At 58.4% G+C, this 15,227-nt stretch carries 11 protein-coding genes; 3 read left to right on the plus strand and 8 right to left on the minus strand.

Annotated features, from left to right (window positions below; all coding sequences use genetic code 11):
• Position 1 precedes the first annotated feature (1 nt).
• Both L901_RS20930 and L901_RS20935 read right to left on the minus strand, forming a co-directional pair.
• Complete coding sequence (locus L901_RS20930) at positions 2-1,903, minus strand: ABC transporter substrate-binding protein (RefSeq protein ID WP_059759958.1); 1,902 nt, start codon at positions 1,901-1,903, stop codon at positions 2-4.
• Positions 1,900-3,792: an ABC transporter ATP-binding protein gene (locus tag L901_RS20935; protein WP_059759960.1), complete on the minus strand. Its 1,893-nt coding sequence runs from the start codon at positions 3,790-3,792 to the stop codon at positions 1,900-1,902. Before L901_RS20935 ends, L901_RS20930 begins: the two co-directional genes overlap by 4 nt.
• Before the next feature lie 211 nt (positions 3,793-4,003).
• Between L901_RS20935 and L901_RS20940 the strand changes: the two genes are divergently transcribed.
• Complete coding sequence (locus L901_RS20940) at positions 4,004-4,966, plus strand: glycosyltransferase family 32 protein (protein WP_059759962.1); 963 nt, start codon at positions 4,004-4,006, stop codon at positions 4,964-4,966.
• Here the strand turns inward: L901_RS20940 and L901_RS20945 are convergent.
• Both L901_RS20945 and L901_RS20950 read right to left on the minus strand, forming a co-directional pair.
• Complete coding sequence (locus L901_RS20945) at positions 4,958-5,701, minus strand: polysaccharide deacetylase family protein (protein ID WP_059759964.1); 744 nt, start codon at positions 5,699-5,701, stop codon at positions 4,958-4,960. The two genes, L901_RS20940 and L901_RS20945, sit on opposite strands and share 9 nt — an antisense overlap.
• Positions 5,698-6,795, minus strand: a complete 1,098-nt coding sequence (locus L901_RS20950) for a glycosyltransferase family 4 protein (RefSeq protein ID WP_059759967.1) — start codon at positions 6,793-6,795, stop codon at positions 5,698-5,700. Before L901_RS20950 ends, L901_RS20945 begins: the two co-directional genes overlap by 4 nt.
• A 127-nt stretch (positions 6,796-6,922) precedes the next feature.
• Here L901_RS20950 and L901_RS20955 point away from each other — a divergent pair, with 127 nt between their 5' ends.
• Both L901_RS20955 and L901_RS20960 read left to right on the plus strand, forming a co-directional pair.
• Positions 6,923-8,263: a nucleotide sugar dehydrogenase gene (locus tag L901_RS20955; RefSeq protein WP_059759969.1), complete on the plus strand. Its 1,341-nt coding sequence runs from the start codon at positions 6,923-6,925 to the stop codon at positions 8,261-8,263.
• Positions 8,264-8,267: 4 nt separating this feature from the next.
• Entirely contained in the window at positions 8,268-8,750 is a 483-nt protein-coding gene (locus tag L901_RS20960; protein ID WP_059759970.1) for a class I SAM-dependent methyltransferase, read from the plus strand.
• A 34-nt stretch (positions 8,751-8,784) separates the two neighbouring features.
• Here the strand turns inward: L901_RS20960 and L901_RS20965 are convergent, their stop codons facing one another.
• From L901_RS20965 to L901_RS20980, 4 genes are all read right to left on the minus strand, one after another.
• Entirely contained in the window at positions 8,785-10,479 is a 1,695-nt protein-coding gene (locus tag L901_RS20965) for an adenylate/guanylate cyclase domain-containing protein (protein ID WP_059759972.1), read from the minus strand.
• A 209-nt stretch (positions 10,480-10,688) separates the two neighbouring features.
• A complete protein-coding gene (locus L901_RS20970) occupies positions 10,689-11,549 on the minus strand; it encodes an MBL fold metallo-hydrolase (protein ID WP_059759973.1) in 861 nt (286 codons plus the stop codon).
• A gap of 190 nt (positions 11,550-11,739) precedes the next feature.
• The gene (locus L901_RS20975; protein ID WP_003521299.1) at positions 11,740-12,195 is read right to left on the minus strand and encodes a cyclic nucleotide-binding domain-containing protein; all 456 of its coding nucleotides are present in this window, start codon (positions 12,193-12,195) and stop codon (positions 11,740-11,742) included.
• Between the two features lie 43 nt (positions 12,196-12,238).
• Positions 12,239-14,956: an ABC transporter ATP-binding protein gene (locus tag L901_RS20980; RefSeq protein WP_059759975.1), complete on the minus strand. Its 2,718-nt coding sequence runs from the start codon at positions 14,954-14,956 to the stop codon at positions 12,239-12,241.
• Positions 14,957-15,227 lie beyond the last annotated feature (271 nt).

Genomic DNA, 15,227 nt, shown 5'->3' on the forward strand with positions numbered 1-15,227 from the left:
ATCAGGCGTCTCCGTCATACCAGAAGCTATCCGGCATATAGACGCCGAGATAGGATGTGGGTTCGTAACCGAAAAGCGCCTTGTCCGGCACGTTTCGCATGCGTTTGACATGAACGACGGGTTGCAGCGCGCCGTTGACGATGCCGATGGAAAACACCTGCTGCGTATAGATACCCAGCATTTCCAGCCAGATGGCTTCGCGCTCCTGTTCGGTGACGCTTCTGCGCCATTTTTTCAGGAGATCGAGCAGATGCGCCGCCTCCGGCAGATCGGGCTCCTTGCCCTCGCGGCCGCCCGAAAGATAATGCACGCCCCAGACCGGCCATTGCAGCTGGTCATCGCCGGTGGGTGCTAGGCCGGAAGGCAGCATGTCCGGCGTCGGCACGCCATTGTCCATGCCCATCCATACCGACATCAGCACCTCGCCGCCCATGGCGCGCTTGCGGAAGACATCGCGCTGGGTGGGGCGGACGGAAACGGCAATGCCGATATGCCGCCAGTGATCCGTCACCAGTTCCATCACGTCGGTTTCAAGCGTGCTTTCGCCTGTCGTTTCGACGATGATATAGGCCGGGCGGCCATCCGGCAGGAGCCGAAGGCCGGCATTGTCGCGCTTGTCGAGACCGGCTTCATCAAGCAGCCTGTTGGCCGCCGCCCGGTCGAAAGCGCTCCAGGCGTCCGCAAATTCCTGCCGGTAAAGCGGGCTTTCCGGCAGAACGGTATCGGCGCTTTCCTTTGCCAGCCCGTAAAAGCAGACCATGTTGATTTCGTGCCGGTTTATCGCAAGCGACAGCGCCCGGCGCACGCGCACGTCCTGAAAAGCGCTGCGCCAAACCGGGTCGGCACAATTGAGGTTGGGCAGCAGCGCGATGCGCGAACCCTGAGAGCGCTTGTAGAGGTTCACCTTCAGGGGAAAACGTTTTTCGGCATCCTTCAGAAAGGTGTAATCGGCGAAATCGAGGCCGAAATATTGCAGATCGCTATCGCCGGACGCCGTCTTGGCCGAGATGATATCGGACGAAGTGACGTTGAGCAGGAAACGATCGAGATAGGGCAGTTGCAGGCCGTTTTCGTCGACCCGGTGATAATAGGGGTTACGCTCGAAGACGAATTGTTCGGCCGGCGGCGCGGTGGTGTTGCGCCAGGCATCCAGCGTCGGCAGATCGGGATTTTCAGGCCGAACCTGTCGCGACATCTTGATATGCAGCCCGCTCCAGTCATCCGTCTTGTTTTTCTTGATCAGCTTGGCGAGCTTTTCCGCCGTCTGATATTTGACGTGGAACTGTTTCATATAGGCGGCGGGCAGGAACAGCCGGGCCGGTGAGGCCGCTGCGAGCTTCGCCAGAAAATCCGGGTTCGGACCGTCCCAGGTGTAGCGCACCGTCAGCCCGTCGATGACTTCGATAAGCGGCGGCTTGCTGTTGACCAGAAGTTCGATCGGCGGGCCGCCCTTGTGGATTTCCCTGTTGAGGGCGACGTCCTCCCAGAAATAGCGGAAATCCTCGGAGGTGAAGTCGCTGCCGTCGGACCATTTGTGGCCTTCGCGCAGCTTGAAGGTGAAGATGCGTTCTTCCTGAACGTCGTAGCTTTCGAGAATATCCGGATGAAGCTCGAATTTCTCGTCATAACCGACAAGGCGGGCATAGCTGCTGATCGGCATCAGGCGAATGTCGCGCTGGCCGCCAATGAGCATACGCACCGAGCCGCCATGTTTTCCCGGCTCCCGGCCAAGCGCTTTCATGTCGATGACGCGCGGGTTTTTCGGCAGGCGTTCGGCCACGTCGGGCAATTCACCCTTTTCCCGTTTTTCCTTGAAATAGGCGGGGTCGGTATAGCCGGCCCGCGCATAGGCCGGCAGGAAGACGGAGGCCAAGAGGGCAAGGGTGGTGCGACGCGTGATCAAGGGCGAAGCTCCCGGATATCGGCATTGCCGTTTGCAAGCACGAAATGGCCTTCGCCGAGATCGGCGGAAATCATGTCGCCATCACCCTCGTCGCGGAACTGTTTGCCCCAGTCGAATTTGCCCGTCGCGCTGATCTTGCCGATGGTGCGGAAATCGAGCGGACGGTCGAGATCGGGGAAAGGCACGGCCGCCAGCAGGGATTTCGTATAGGGATGAACCGGAGAGCGCATCAGGATTTCGCGCGGCGCCAGCTCCACGATACGACCCTCGCACATCACGGCCACGCGGTCGGCCATATAGTCCACCACCGCCAGATTATGCGAAATGAAGAGATAGGTCAGCCCGAGATCCTGCTGCAAATCCTTCAGCAGATTGAGGATTTGCGCCTGCACGGAGACATCGAGGGCGGAAACGGGTTCGTCGCAGATGAGAAGTTCCGGACCGAGCGCCAATGCCCTGGCGATGCCGATACGCTGCCTCTGTCCGCCCGAGAAACTGTGCGGGTAACGGTTGAGCGCGCTTTCTCCGAGCCCAATGGCCCTGACGAGATTGCGTACTTTCTCCGCGCGGTATTTCGCGTCGCCCCGTCCGTGGATTTCCAGCGGCTCGCTCAGGATGTTGCCCACGGTCATGCGTGGAGACAGCGACGATATCGGGTCCTGGAAGACCATCTGTATCTTCGACCGCAGCTCTTTCAGGTTTCCATCCCTGGCATTGAGGACGTCGATGTCGCCCTCAGGCCGGTGAAAGGTCACCGAGCCTTCATCCGGGCGAACGGCGCGCATGAGGATTTTGCTGACGGTGGTTTTGCCGCTGCCGCTTTCGCCCACCAGCCCGAGGCATTCTCCGCGGCGAATTTCAAAACTGACGCTGTTGACCGCCTTGGTGGCATTGGCGTCGCCTTTGCGGAACCAGCTGGACTTCCGGGTCGTGAACGTCTTGCTGATATTGTCCACGGTCAGAAGCGGGCCGGGGGTTTTGTTCACTGCGGCGTTTTTTTTGCCGACGAGGCTTTCGTGGTCAATGTTGATTTCGCGAAGCGCCTTCAGCCTTTCGCCGGGCTTCATGTCGAAATGCGGCACGGCGGCCATCAGGCCCTTGAGATATGGGTGGCTCGGCGACTTGAAAATGTCGTCGACCGTGCCGGCCTCCATGATCTCGCCCTGATAGATCACAGCAACTTCATCGGCGATGTTTGCCACCACGCCGAGATCGTGGGTGATGAGCAGCATGCTCATGTTCAGACGGCTCTGCAGATCACGCAGCAGCTTGAGGATCTGCGCCTGTATGGTCACGTCGAGCGCCGTCGTCGGCTCGTCGGCGATCAGCAGCGCCGGGCGACAGATCAGTGCCATGGCGATCATGGCGCGCTGGCGCATGCCGCCCGACAGCTCGAAGGGATACATGTTCACGACCTTCTTGGGTTTGGAAAACCCTACAAGGTCGAGTGTTTCATGCATTTTTTCCGCGCGTTCGGCCGGTGACAGGATGCTGTGAATCCTGAGCGCCTCATCGATCTGGTTGCCGATAGTGTGCAGCGGCGAGAAAGACGTCATCGGCTCCTGAAAGATCAGGCCGATGCGATTTCCGCGTATCGAACGGATTTCCCGGCCGTCCTTCGGCAATTGCAGCAGATCGATGGGGCCGGCTGCGGCATTTTCCGGATCGGTGAACAGCACGCGGCCATTCACACGCGCCGTCTTGGGATGGATGCCCATGATGGTCTGGCCGATGACGGATTTTCCAGAGCCAGACTCGCCGACAAGAGCAGTGACTTTTCCCGGAAGAATACGAAGGCTCGCGCCCCTGACGGCATCGATGGTGCCGCCCATGAGAGAAAACGAGACCCGCAGATTTTCAATACGGAGCAAATCTGCGCCTGCGCTCATGCCAAAGGGTTCCTTGCCGTCTCTTTATCTTTGCCTTGTGACAATTTGCTCAGGAGGGCTTAAATCCACGTTATCGCAGGGTTTGTTGTCTGTCTATGCCTCTGAAACATCGAATTGTTTAGCGAATTCAAAGCCGGCTTCCGAAACACGACGGCTTGCCTGACGCCTTTTGTTTGGCGATATGTTAACGAGCGTTTCTGGATGAGGATCCATGTCCGACAAGAAATATTACGATGCCCAGCTGGATAAGGCCCGGCAGTTGCAAAATGGCGGTCAGTATGCGGAAGCCAATGCGCTTCTCTTATCGCTGGTTGCAGCAAAGGACGGCCACCTGATGGGGGAGCAAACAGTGCTCGGCCTGCCGCGCCGGCTGCATGCGGCACGGCTGCGCCTCGCCAAGGCCGAAGGCGATATGGTCGCCAAGATCGGTTATCAATATACGCTTGTTCCACCCCCGCAGGTGCTGGAGAAATATGCGCGGTTTTCCACGGAAGAACGTCGCACGATCAGCCTCAAAAGCCGTGAAGATGTGCCAAGGCTCATCCACCAGATATGGATCGGGGAAAAAGCCCCGCCGGTATCGGTTGAGGCATGGGCCGCCCACGCTTCGAACCATGGTTACGACTATCGGCTCTGGCGGGAGGCCGATCTTGAGCGGGAAGGCGTGTTTTCGAACGGCGTCTTCAAAACCATGCTCGACAAGGGCGACTATCCAGGCGCGGTGGATGTGGCCCGTTATATCCTGCTGGGGCGGTTTGGCGGTATCTATCTCGATTGCGACTGGTATCCGGCGCGGGACGATGTGAGTTTCGATACATTCCTGCCTCTGGCGGGGCTGACGGTGTTTGACGAAAAAACGCCGCGTGACACGGGGCAGGGCAGCATGCTGCTTGCCAATTCCTTCATCGCTGCGCCTGTCGGACATCCGGTTTTCAGCAGGATGCTGAATGCCTTTCCCGGGATTATCGAAGACATGCCGCGCGCCCCTGCCTGGTGGTCGACCGGCCCCTTGATCTTCACCATCATCGCCCGGGCGGGGAGCATCAGCCTTGCGCCAGCGGGGTTCGTTGCCGCGTCCCTTCCCGACCGCGCGCCTTTTGAGACGGTGGAAGCGGTCAGGCGGAAACTTTCCACTGAGGCGAGCGGATTGCTGATCGCCTGGAAATCATGGTGAGATGTCGTCGACAAGGTCTTTCGAAGAACGCCAGCGGGCGGCGGGATGTTTGGCGGTCACCTCGAAAAGCCGTCTCAGGAAGCGCCAGACATTGTCGTCATGGACGAGATGGTGGGTGAGGATGCCGGTCGTGCCGCCGTTTTCGGCGCTCGTCAGGATGCGGGCGGCGGTCTCCGCAAAGAGCACGTTGTCGTCACGGCCACCGCGGCTGCCGTGCCAGTCGATCACATCGACATGGGTGTTCAGGCAGGGCGGCAGGGTGCTTTTCTCCGGGCCGAAAACGGACAGGGCGCGATATCCGAGGCCCGCCAGTGCCTTCACGATACCGACATCTATGCGGTTCCACGGCGGCACGAGCATCGGCACCAAACGCCCGCCATGCAGGTCGTGGAGTTTATCCAGTCCGGATTGCAATTCATCGAGAACGACAGCGGGATCGCGATGCGATCCGAGTTCCTGTTTCTTTTCCTTCTCGCCAGCATAATTCGTATGGGACCAGCCATGCACGGCGACCTGGGCAATGTCCGACACATCCAGATGCCGTGCGAGCTTATCGGTCGTCATCTCGGGGATGACCGCGAGCGTGACCGGAGCGGAAAAGCCGCCGCAAAGATCGAGCAACGTGTCGAGCGCGGGCGTCGGCTCCACCGCATCGTCGTCCCGGAGCCAGAGATCGGCGGATATGCCGCGCCGCCCGCATTCGTCCAGTGCCGCAACGAGTTTTTCCAGACTCATGATGTTCGCGCCTTTGCTTGCAGCAGGATATGGTTCAGTTCTTTTGCGGCGTTTTCCAGAGACCGTTCGTTCCTCACGAATTGCCGGGCCGCCCGTGCCAGTTCTTCGCGCTGTCTGTCATCGCCGAGCAGGGTTTTAATCGCGTCGGCATAGGCAGCTCTATCATTTTCTGGTGTCAGTAATCCTGTGGCGCCGGATTTTACCACCTCGGGGACGCCAGCCACTTCTTCGGCCACAACGGGCAGGCCGGCGGCCTGCGCCTCGAGATAGGCGAGACCATAGGCCTCGCCATGGCCTGGCCAGACATAGAGAGAGGCTTTTGAAAGGAGCATGGCGATATCGGCCGCGGTTTTTTCCCCGTGCCAGACGAGACGGTGGTTGGGAAACGCGCTGAACATGGCCTGTACGGCCGTGCGTTCCGGTCCGTCGCCGACGATATCCAGCGTCCAGTCGAGATCATGCGGCAACAGGGCGAGCGCTTCGGAAAGGGCGCGATAGCTGTCGAGCTTGTCACCCGCCCGCATCATGGCGACGGTGATGAGCCTTGCGGGTGTCGGCTGGGGCGTGTTCTTGAGAAAGGCCTCGGCATCGATGAAAGGCGGTAGCATGGCCCAGCGAAGGGCGGGCGAGGCCCGCACAAGCCCTTCACGATCCCGTGCGGTGAAGCAGATATTGATGGCGGCGGCGTTCAATGCGGCCAGCAACCCATCCTGAACTGCCTGCCATCCCATCCCATTCCGTTTCGGCGAATAGGACGCTTCAGCGCTGACATAGGGGATGTCGAAACGTTTGCTCAGTTCCGGTCCGAGCAAGTCCGGCGCCTTGTAATAGGGGTGGTAACAAAACCAGAGATCCGGCACGCCATCCCGTCGCCAGCGCCGTGTGACGATCTCGATTTCGCGCTCGGCCTCATCGGCGAGCAAGGTCCTTGCCGGGTCATCCGGCTGTTTCAGGAAGCTGCGCAGTTCCGAAGCGACGGAAACATCGTGACCGCCCATCGTGATCGCCGCCATTAGCAAACGGGCCATCAGCCGGTCGCCGGAGGGAACGGGATGGTTGGGAGATTTGAGCGGCGCATAAAAGGCGATCTTCATGGCGATGGTTGTGCGTTGGCGGTGGCTTGGGCGTCAACCGGAATTTGAAAGGGCCGAGCCTTGACAGGTCCGTCATTCTTGCCCAACTGAAAGGCATCTTTTGCACATGCGCGGAGCGTGACACGCTTTGACTTCCCCAGACATTTCCCGGAACCTGCTTTCCAGCATTGAAAACAAAAGCGCCAAAGCGGGGGTGATCGGCCTCGGCTATGTCGGTCTGCCGCTTGCCATGACGATCGCCAGGGGCGGTTTCAAGGTTGTCGGTTTCGATATCGATCCCGATAAAATTACCGCGATCGAGGCCGGGCGCAGCTATATCGAGGCCGTTTCCGACGAGGTGCTGGCGAGTGTGAGAGAGGATGACGGCTTTGTCGCCACCTCGGATTTCTCCAGGCTGGCCGAATGCGATGTCATCGCCATCTGCGTGCCGACACCCCTGACGAAATATCGCGAGCCGGACCTTTCCTATGTCGAAAAGACCTGCCGCGATATTGCCGCCCATCTGCGCAAGGGACAACTCGTGGTTCTGGAATCGACCACCTATCCCGGCACGACTGACGGGGTGGTGAAGACCATTCTGGAAAGCACGGGGCTCGTCTCCGGCGTCGATTTCTTCATCGGCTTTTCACCTGAACGGGAAGATCCTGGCAATCGCGATTTCGAGACCTCGACCATTCCGAAGGTTGTCGCCGGCGATGGCGAGGCGGCCGGAAAGCTGATGGCGGCATTTTACGGTTCGGTGGTCAAAAAGATCGTCCCCGTCTCGACAAATGCCACGGCCGAGGCGGTCAAAATCACCGAAAACGTCTTCCGCGCGGTCAATATCGCGCTCGTCAACGAACTCAAGGTCGTCTACGAGGCGATGGGTATCGATATATGGGAAGTGATCGATGCGGCGAAGACCAAGCCGTTTGGTTTCATGCCCTTTTATCCCGGCCCGGGCCTTGGCGGCCATTGCATACCGATCGATCCTTTTTACCTCACCTGGAAGTCGCGCGAATATGAATTGCCGACGCGGTTCATCGAACTGGCCGGCGAGATCAATACCGGCATGCCACGTCACGTCATCGGGCGGGTTGCAGAGGCGCTCGATATTCATTCCGGCAAGGCGCTCAGCCGCTCGAAGGTGCTGGTCGTCGGCCTCGCCTATAAAAAGAATGTGCCGGATATTCGCGAAAGCCCCTCGCTGAAGCTCATCGAGCTTATTCAGGAGCGCGGCGGCGAAGCGGCCTATTTCGATCCCCACGTGGCCGAAATCCCGAAAACCCGGGAATATAGCCATCTGATGGGCATGAAATCCGTGCCGTGGGACAGGCAGGCGATAGGCGCCTTCGACGCCGTTCTCGTTGCGACCGATCATGACAATGTGGATTATGCCGCTCTAAGCGAATGGGCGCCGCTTATCATCGACACGCGCAATGTTTTCGCGCGTCGGGATATAGCCGCAAAACACATCATCAAGGCCTGATAACATGAGCAGACTCGATAGTTTCATTCGCCGGCTGACCGCGCAGCGGGATATCCTCAATCATGTCGCGGCCGATCTCGATCTGCCGGCTGAAGGCGCGCTTATGGAAATCGGCCTTGGCAACGGGCGCACCTTCAATCACCTGCGGGAGCTGTTCCCCAACCGCCGCATCATCGCTTTCGACAGGGCCATGGGTGCGCATGCCTCCTCCGTTCCGGCGCAGGAGGATCTGGTGATCGGTGAAATATCGCAAACCGCTCCGGCTTTCATCGGCTCGGAAGCGGCGTTCGTGCATGCCGATATCGGCACGGGCTATCCGGAAAAGGATGCGGTCACCCTCACATGGTTGCCCGATCTTGCGGCGGGCATGCTGGCGAAAGGCGGTCTCGCGGTCAGCGGTCTGCCTCTGGATCATCCCATGTTGAAGCCGCTGCCGGTGCCGGCAAGCGTGCCGACGGACCGTTATTTTCTCTATCGCAAGATTTGAGATCGGACGCCCCGATGGGTGTGTTGGCGCTATTTCATAAATAGCGCTCGCTCTCTTCTTTCGAGAGCAGGAAGACCTTCATTTGCGAGTTGCGGCCGCGGATGGCGATTTCTTCGCTTCTGAGATCGGCAATCTCCTGTCCCGCCTGAATGATGGCCGGTTCGGAAACAACGATGGCTGCGCCGAATTCCTTGGCCTTGGATTCGAGCCTGCTTGCCACGTTGACGGTATCGCCGATGGCCGTCAGGGTTTTGGCCGCGCCATATCCCATGACGCCGACGATGCTCGGACCGGAATGAATGCCGACGACGACTTCCAGACGGACGGCGAATTGTTTCTCCAGCCCCTCGTTCAGAATTGCTATATCCCGCAATATGGTCGCGGCCGCTTTCATGGCGTTGCGGCAGGCATGTTCCGCGTCCTCGCCAAGTCCGAAAAGCGCCATGGCGCCATCGCCGATGAATTTGTCGAGATGGCCTCCCGCCTGCTCTACGGCCTGGCCGACGATGGTGAAATAGCGGTTCAGAAGGAAGACGACATCATAGGGCAGCTTCGCTTCGGAAAGCGTGGTGAAGTTGCGCAGATCGCAAAAGAGGATGGCAATTTCTTCTTCCCGGCCGGGCCGGGCCGGTTGTGCGTCGGCCGGCAGGTCGCTTTGCTGGGGCGGTGAAACGAGAAGCGCGATATCAATATCGCTGGTGGGGCGTAGCTGGCAGCCGAGCCGGACATCGGAATCGGCATGGATGCGCCTCAATGTGGTTTGCTCGATGTCTCCCGGTGGCGGTAGCGGGCCTTTGCTGTTCAGAACCTTGACCCGACAGGTTGAGCAGCGCCCCTTGCCGCCGCAGACGGAGTAATGCGGAATTCCCGCAAGGCGGCTCGCTTCCAGAATGCTGAGACCGGCCGGTACATGTGCCTGCGCGCCATGTTCATAGCGGATTTCGATTGCCGTCAATCGTTGCCGAAAGCTGCGTACGCCACGCATGGCGAAAACCAGCATTACCGCGCTGACGAACAACGTCTCCGCTGTGCCGGTGATGAAACGGATCTGTGTTTCCATTTCCCGCTGCAGTGGCAGCTCGTCCTTTTGAATCGTATTGTCGGCAAGTCCGGGTGGGAGCGCGTATTTTTCATCGATTTCCGCCAGCCAGCGGCCGGCATCACTGAAGCCCAGCAGCGCCAGCAGCGGTAGCATCACGGCCACCGTCATGAACAGCCCGGCTATCCGCGGATACCAGTCCCGGTAACGCAGCCAGAAATAGAGGCCAATGCATCCGTGGACCCAGATCACGATCAAGGCGAGGCTCTGCCAGGCGCCCTGTATCGGGTTGTTGATCCACAGCCTGCGGATGACCGAATAATAGCCGACATCGATGCCATAAAGCATATGCGACACGCGGATATTGACGGCGTGGCCGATGATCAGGAACGGGATCGACAGGCCGAAGATGACCTGAAGCGCTTCGCGGAGCGGCATGCGCAGCGTTCTGCGCAGATAGAGCGAGCGCAGAACAAGACAGACATGCACCAGAACAGAACCGTAAAAAAGCAGGCTGCTGACAGGGTTGAGCCAGATCAGGCTGAACCATTTTCGCGCCCGTTCGGCGGTATCGATGGAGATGAGTGCGAGGGAGTGATTGAAAAGATGGGAAAATACGAAAGCAAATATGATGAGGCCGGATAAAATCCGGGCGCGTCTCAAATTGGTCTCCGAAAAGAAACGGATCATGCAAATCCCATCATGTGGTCATTCAGCGCAGAATCATCATGTAGTATGTGGTGGCACCCTTATTGCAGGCCGTCTCGTGGCAATATCGTGGAGCAATCCATCGGAAACGGTCAATTGTGCGTGTTCGAACGCCCGCATGGCAAGGGATGTCGAAATCAGGGTTTCGAAAACGCGGTCGGACAGGTCGACTTCGCCGGAGCCAGATTGCGTCAGAGCTCGATGATCTGGCCGTCCATGGCCGCGAAGGCCCCACTGAACTGGGCTTTCGCCTGTTTTTCGATATTGTCCAGTTCTTCGTCGCTGCGGCTTGGGGCGTGGTGGATGAAGCCGACATTTTTTGCGCCGGCGCGTTTGGCGAGGCGGATCGCCTGTTGCCAGGATGAGTGGCCATAGCCGCGATAAAGGCTCATTTCCTCATCGGTGAACATGGCGTCATAGAGGAAAAGGTCGACGTCCCTGATCAGGTCGAGCACGGTTTCGTCCATATCGCCCGGCTCATGTTCGGTGTCGGTGATGATGGCGAGGGACCTTCCTTCCCAGTCCAGCCGATATCCGATGGCGTTGCCGGGATGGTTGAGCATTCCGGTTCTGATCGAAAGGCCGGGATGCACATCGAGCGCGTCGCCCGGCATGAAGTCCCGCGTGTCGATTTTTGCGCAGCAGATTTCCAGCGGCACGGGGAACCACGGCGGGCTCATGAAGTCCTTGAGCATTTCCCGGGTGGTCATGGTGCCAGCGAGGTGGCCCGACCAGATGGCGACATCGTTGGAGCTGTTATAAAAGGGCTTGAAATAGGGGAAGCCGACAATGTGGTCGTAATGACAATGCGAGAAGAACAGGTTGACGTCGGTAATGCCTTCCGCCCGCAGGGCGAGGCCAGCGGGATGCAAGCCCGAACCCGCATCGAACAAAAGAACGTGATCGCCGCATCTTACCTCGATGCAGATGGTATTTCCGCCGTATTTTCGGAAGTTTTCACCTGAAACAGGAAGCGTTCCCCGCGCACCCCAGATCTTTACCCGAAAATTTCTATTACTTTCCCGACTTGCTGTGTCGGAATCGAACGCCATGACACACCCCAATAACAACGGAATCTTGCACGCTTTCCTCCCATGAAGCCCGTTGTCTCTATAGATTCTTATATCCGCTCGTTTCTGGCGGACGCCTTTACCCCTTATTCAGTCAGCATTTCATTTATATTGCAATAGTACGACATTTATTTTTCCAATATCGCCATTCAAGGTAGCAAGGAATTGTCGTTTATGTCCGGGCGCCTGCCCGCGCTTTGCTCAGTTCCGCCGTCGTCTGGGTAAGGCGTTCGGCCAGAACGCGCATGACCTTGATGGTGATGTCGGGGAAATCGGACATGAGCTTGAAGAACTGTTCCTTGCCGATGCGCAGGGCTTCCACATTGGTGGAGGCGCGAACGGTCGCGGTTCTGACGCTGTCGCAGAGGATTGCGATTTCGCCGACAATGGCATTGCCGGTCATTTCGGCCACTTTCAGCGTGCCCGAAGGGGAATCGACCAGAACATCGACTTTTCCGGTCAAGACGACATAGGCCGCATCGCCGACATCTCCCTGATGAAACAGCACGTCGCCAGCATGATAGGACACCCGGTCGGATGCGAATGCCAGTAGTTTGAGCTTTGACGGTTCCATTTCCGAAAAAAACGGCACCCGTTTCAGCATCTGAATTTCGTCTTTAAACAGCATTGACTTACCCTGTTCTTGTTCCACCTCGGTCACCTTCTTGGATTTATGTTGCGACCATGTCCTTGAATGTACCGTTTTCCTCGGCGAGAGTCTCGTAACTTCCGTCGGCGGTGATCAGGCCCTGATGAACAACGATCACCCGCTCGAACATGCGGGAGAGCGTCGCATTCGACAGGACCCATATGATCGACGGGCTATTGTTGTTCTGTTTCAGGAGTGTGATGACCCGCTCGACAATTTCCTCCTGCTGTCGGGGATCGAGGCCGGGAAGAGGGCGGTTGAAGACGTAATAATCGGATTTGCGGATCAGCGCCCGTGCCAGATTGAGCTTCTGGCGCTGGAGCGGGCCAAGCCGTTTGCCGCCCGCGCCGAGGTTGAAGTCCAGGCCCACCGCCAGCACGCGTTCATAGACACCCTGCTTGCGCATGACATCGGCGACGATGCGGGTGATGCGCCGCGAGGCGTCGGTGTAGCGATGGCTGACCTTGCCGAACAGGATATTGTCCAGCAGGCTGGTGGCGCTCATATATTTGGTCGGATCGTAGATTTCGATCACGTTTTTCAGGCTGTCGGGCAGGTTCTCATGGAACATGTGTCGGACTTCGACGATCCGGTTCATGATCTCCGGCGATAGCAGACCGAAACGCTGGCGAGGCTCGATGTAGAAGAAGCTGAGCCGCAGCATTGCGCGCTTTTCGCTTTCATTGGCCTCGTCGAAACTCCGGCTCTGAAGGCGTTGCAGCATCTGCTGATAGACCGGAATGTCGTCGGGCGTCATGAAGGTGAGCTGCTGGAAGAAGGGGTGGTCTCCCGGCAGGTCGGCGAAGATTTCCACGATGTTTTCGGCAATCGTGTAACCCATCTCGAACAGGGTTTTCACGAGGCCGGTTTCGCGCATCAGGGAGCGGAAATAGTCGCTTTCGATGACGGTTCGGATCGTCTGGGAAGAATCCCGCATGGTGCCGAACAGCAGGTTTTCGCCGACCGTCGCCTCGCTGTTATAGCTCTCCAGTTCAAAGGGCGCGATGAGGCCGCTCAGATTTTCCTTTTCGAGCTCCGCACGCAGCACATGCCGCAGTTCAACGATGCGTGCGGCAAGATGCAGGTCGGTCAAAGGGTCGATCGACGAACGCAGCGCAAATTCCAGAATATCCTGCGACAGTTCCACGCTGTCGAGGACGGCCAGAATGGCCTGGATGAGATTTTCCGGCCTGCCGTCGCCGGCCGGGCTCGAAGCGTAATCGATCCATTCGCTGTTGATATCGATCAGCGGATTGCCCGCCATCTTGGCTTCGCGGATTTCCCACTTGCGATGTTCCAGCGCTGCCCCCTCATAGTTCCTGTCCGCAAGCGGGGCGTGTTTGAGGCCGTAAAGCAAATTGTCCTTCAGGCTGGCGTGGAAGAAATAGCTGTCCGAGGATACATAGGAAATACGCCGCCCGGTCAGCGATTCCGGCAGTTCCAATATGTCGACGTCGTTGATGCTGATCTTGCCCGAGGTTGGCCAGAGCGTGCGGCCGATTGCATCCGCCAGCGCCTCGGCGCCCGAGCCGCCGACGATGGCGATCACCTCGCCGGGTTCGACCTTCAGCGATGCCTGTTCCAGAAGCCGGCTGCCGCTATCGTCCTCCAGCGTCAGATTGGCGACGACGATCGGGGCGCTGATCGCCGCGACTGCGCCGGGAGACAGTTTCTGCACCTTCTCGTCGATCATGTTCGGGGCATCGAACTGCTCGAAGACCTGCTCGTATTTCACCTGCACGTCCTGACGCGCCTGATCCCAGTCGATCAGTTCCTTCAGCGGTCCGGGCAGTTCCTTATAGGCATTGATGACGGCTACCAGCTGCCCGACATCGAGGCTGCCCTTCAGTGTGAGATAACCGCCGAGCGCATAAAAGAAGAAGGGAGTGAGCTGTGCGAGGAAGTTATTGATGAACTTGACCAGAAACTTCCACTGGTAGAGATCGTAGCGGATCTTGAAGATGTCGCCGAGCCGGTGCGAGGCATCCGCCCGCTCGTAATTGGACGTGTCATAGGCATGGATGGTGCCGATACCGTCAACCATTTCGCCGATTCGTCCGGCAAGCTGGCGGGCGCTCAGCTGCCGCTGGCGGCCAAGCTCGATGAGGCGGCGGCGCATTTTGGGAATGATGCCCACCTGTATGGCGGCCATGAAAGCCGCAATCAGGCCGAGCCAGAAATTCTGCACGAGAATGAAGAAGAGCGCGGAGAGCGCCTGGCCGCCGAGAAGGGCCGGCTGCACGAAGGCGTCGCCGGTAAAGCCGCCGAGCGGCTCCACCTCGTCCTTCACCATGCTGGAGATTTCCGCACCTTTGACCCGCTTGAAATGGGAGGGTGGGAACCGCAGGATCTTGTCGATGAGCTCGAAACGGATGCGCCGCAGAAGCCGCTCGCCAAGGCGGCCCTTATAGGTATTGATGTAATATTTGAAGAGCCCGTTGATGATGACAAGCGCAAGGAACGTCAGGCTGAGCGCCATCAGCATCGACATGCGGTTGAGCTCAAGCCCGGGGAATAATGTCACGGTGCCCCAGTAGGGAATATCGACCGTGAGATGCATGAAAAGCTGCGTCGCATTCGCCCCTTCGAAACCATCCCCCTGAATTGGGCCGTTGACGATCTGCTTGGGCAGATCGAAGGCGAGGAAATAGGGGATCATCGACAGGGCCACGATCAGCAGAATGAAAAGCTGCTGCCGCCTCGTGTGCGACCAGATATAACGCGTAAGGCTTTGTTCCATATAAAACTTCTATGACCTGTCGGGCGTGGCCCGGCGTGTTGGTTTGCGCGGTGTCTAGACGATCCGGTGGCCGGGTGGCGCAACCTCCTCCTGCAAATAGGTATGGGACTCGCTATTTATCAGTATATTCAAGCGGTTTCGAGCAAAATAGCGGCCCCGCCGGGACTTGCCCGTCATCCCGGTGTTCGTTTTTGCAATGTGCGGGCGGCAATGGATATAAATGCGACTATATTTTTAGACTTCTCTAATGTTGTTGTTTTTATTGTAGATC

This window comes from Agrobacterium sp. D14, assembly GCF_001526505.1.
Classification (GTDB): domain Bacteria; phylum Pseudomonadota; class Alphaproteobacteria; order Rhizobiales; family Rhizobiaceae; genus Agrobacterium; species Agrobacterium leguminum.

Coding starts and splice junctions, on each gene's coding strand:
- L901_RS20935 (WP_059759960.1), bottom strand. CDS start 3,792: ATGAGCGCAGGCGCAGATTTGCTCCGTATTGAAAATCTGCGGGTCTCG.
- L901_RS20940 (WP_059759962.1), top strand. CDS start 4,004: ATGTCCGACAAGAAATATTACGATGCCCAGCTGGATAAGGCCCGGCAG.
- L901_RS20980 (WP_059759975.1), bottom strand. CDS start 14,956: ATGGAACAAAGCCTTACGCGTTATATCTGGTCGCACACGAGGCGGCAG.
- L901_RS20970 (WP_059759973.1), bottom strand. CDS start 11,549: ATGGCGTTCGATTCCGACACAGCAAGTCGGGAAAGTAATAGAAATTTT.
- L901_RS20945 (WP_059759964.1), bottom strand. CDS start 5,701: ATGAGTCTGGAAAAACTCGTTGCGGCACTGGACGAATGCGGGCGGCGC.
- L901_RS20950 (WP_059759967.1), bottom strand. CDS start 6,795: ATGAAGATCGCCTTTTATGCGCCGCTCAAATCTCCCAACCATCCCGTT.
- L901_RS20965 (WP_059759972.1), bottom strand. CDS start 10,479: ATGATCCGTTTCTTTTCGGAGACCAATTTGAGACGCGCCCGGATTTTA.
- L901_RS20960 (WP_059759970.1), top strand. CDS start 8,268: ATGAGCAGACTCGATAGTTTCATTCGCCGGCTGACCGCGCAGCGGGAT.
- L901_RS20975 (WP_003521299.1), bottom strand. CDS start 12,195: ATGCTGTTTAAAGACGAAATTCAGATGCTGAAACGGGTGCCGTTTTTT.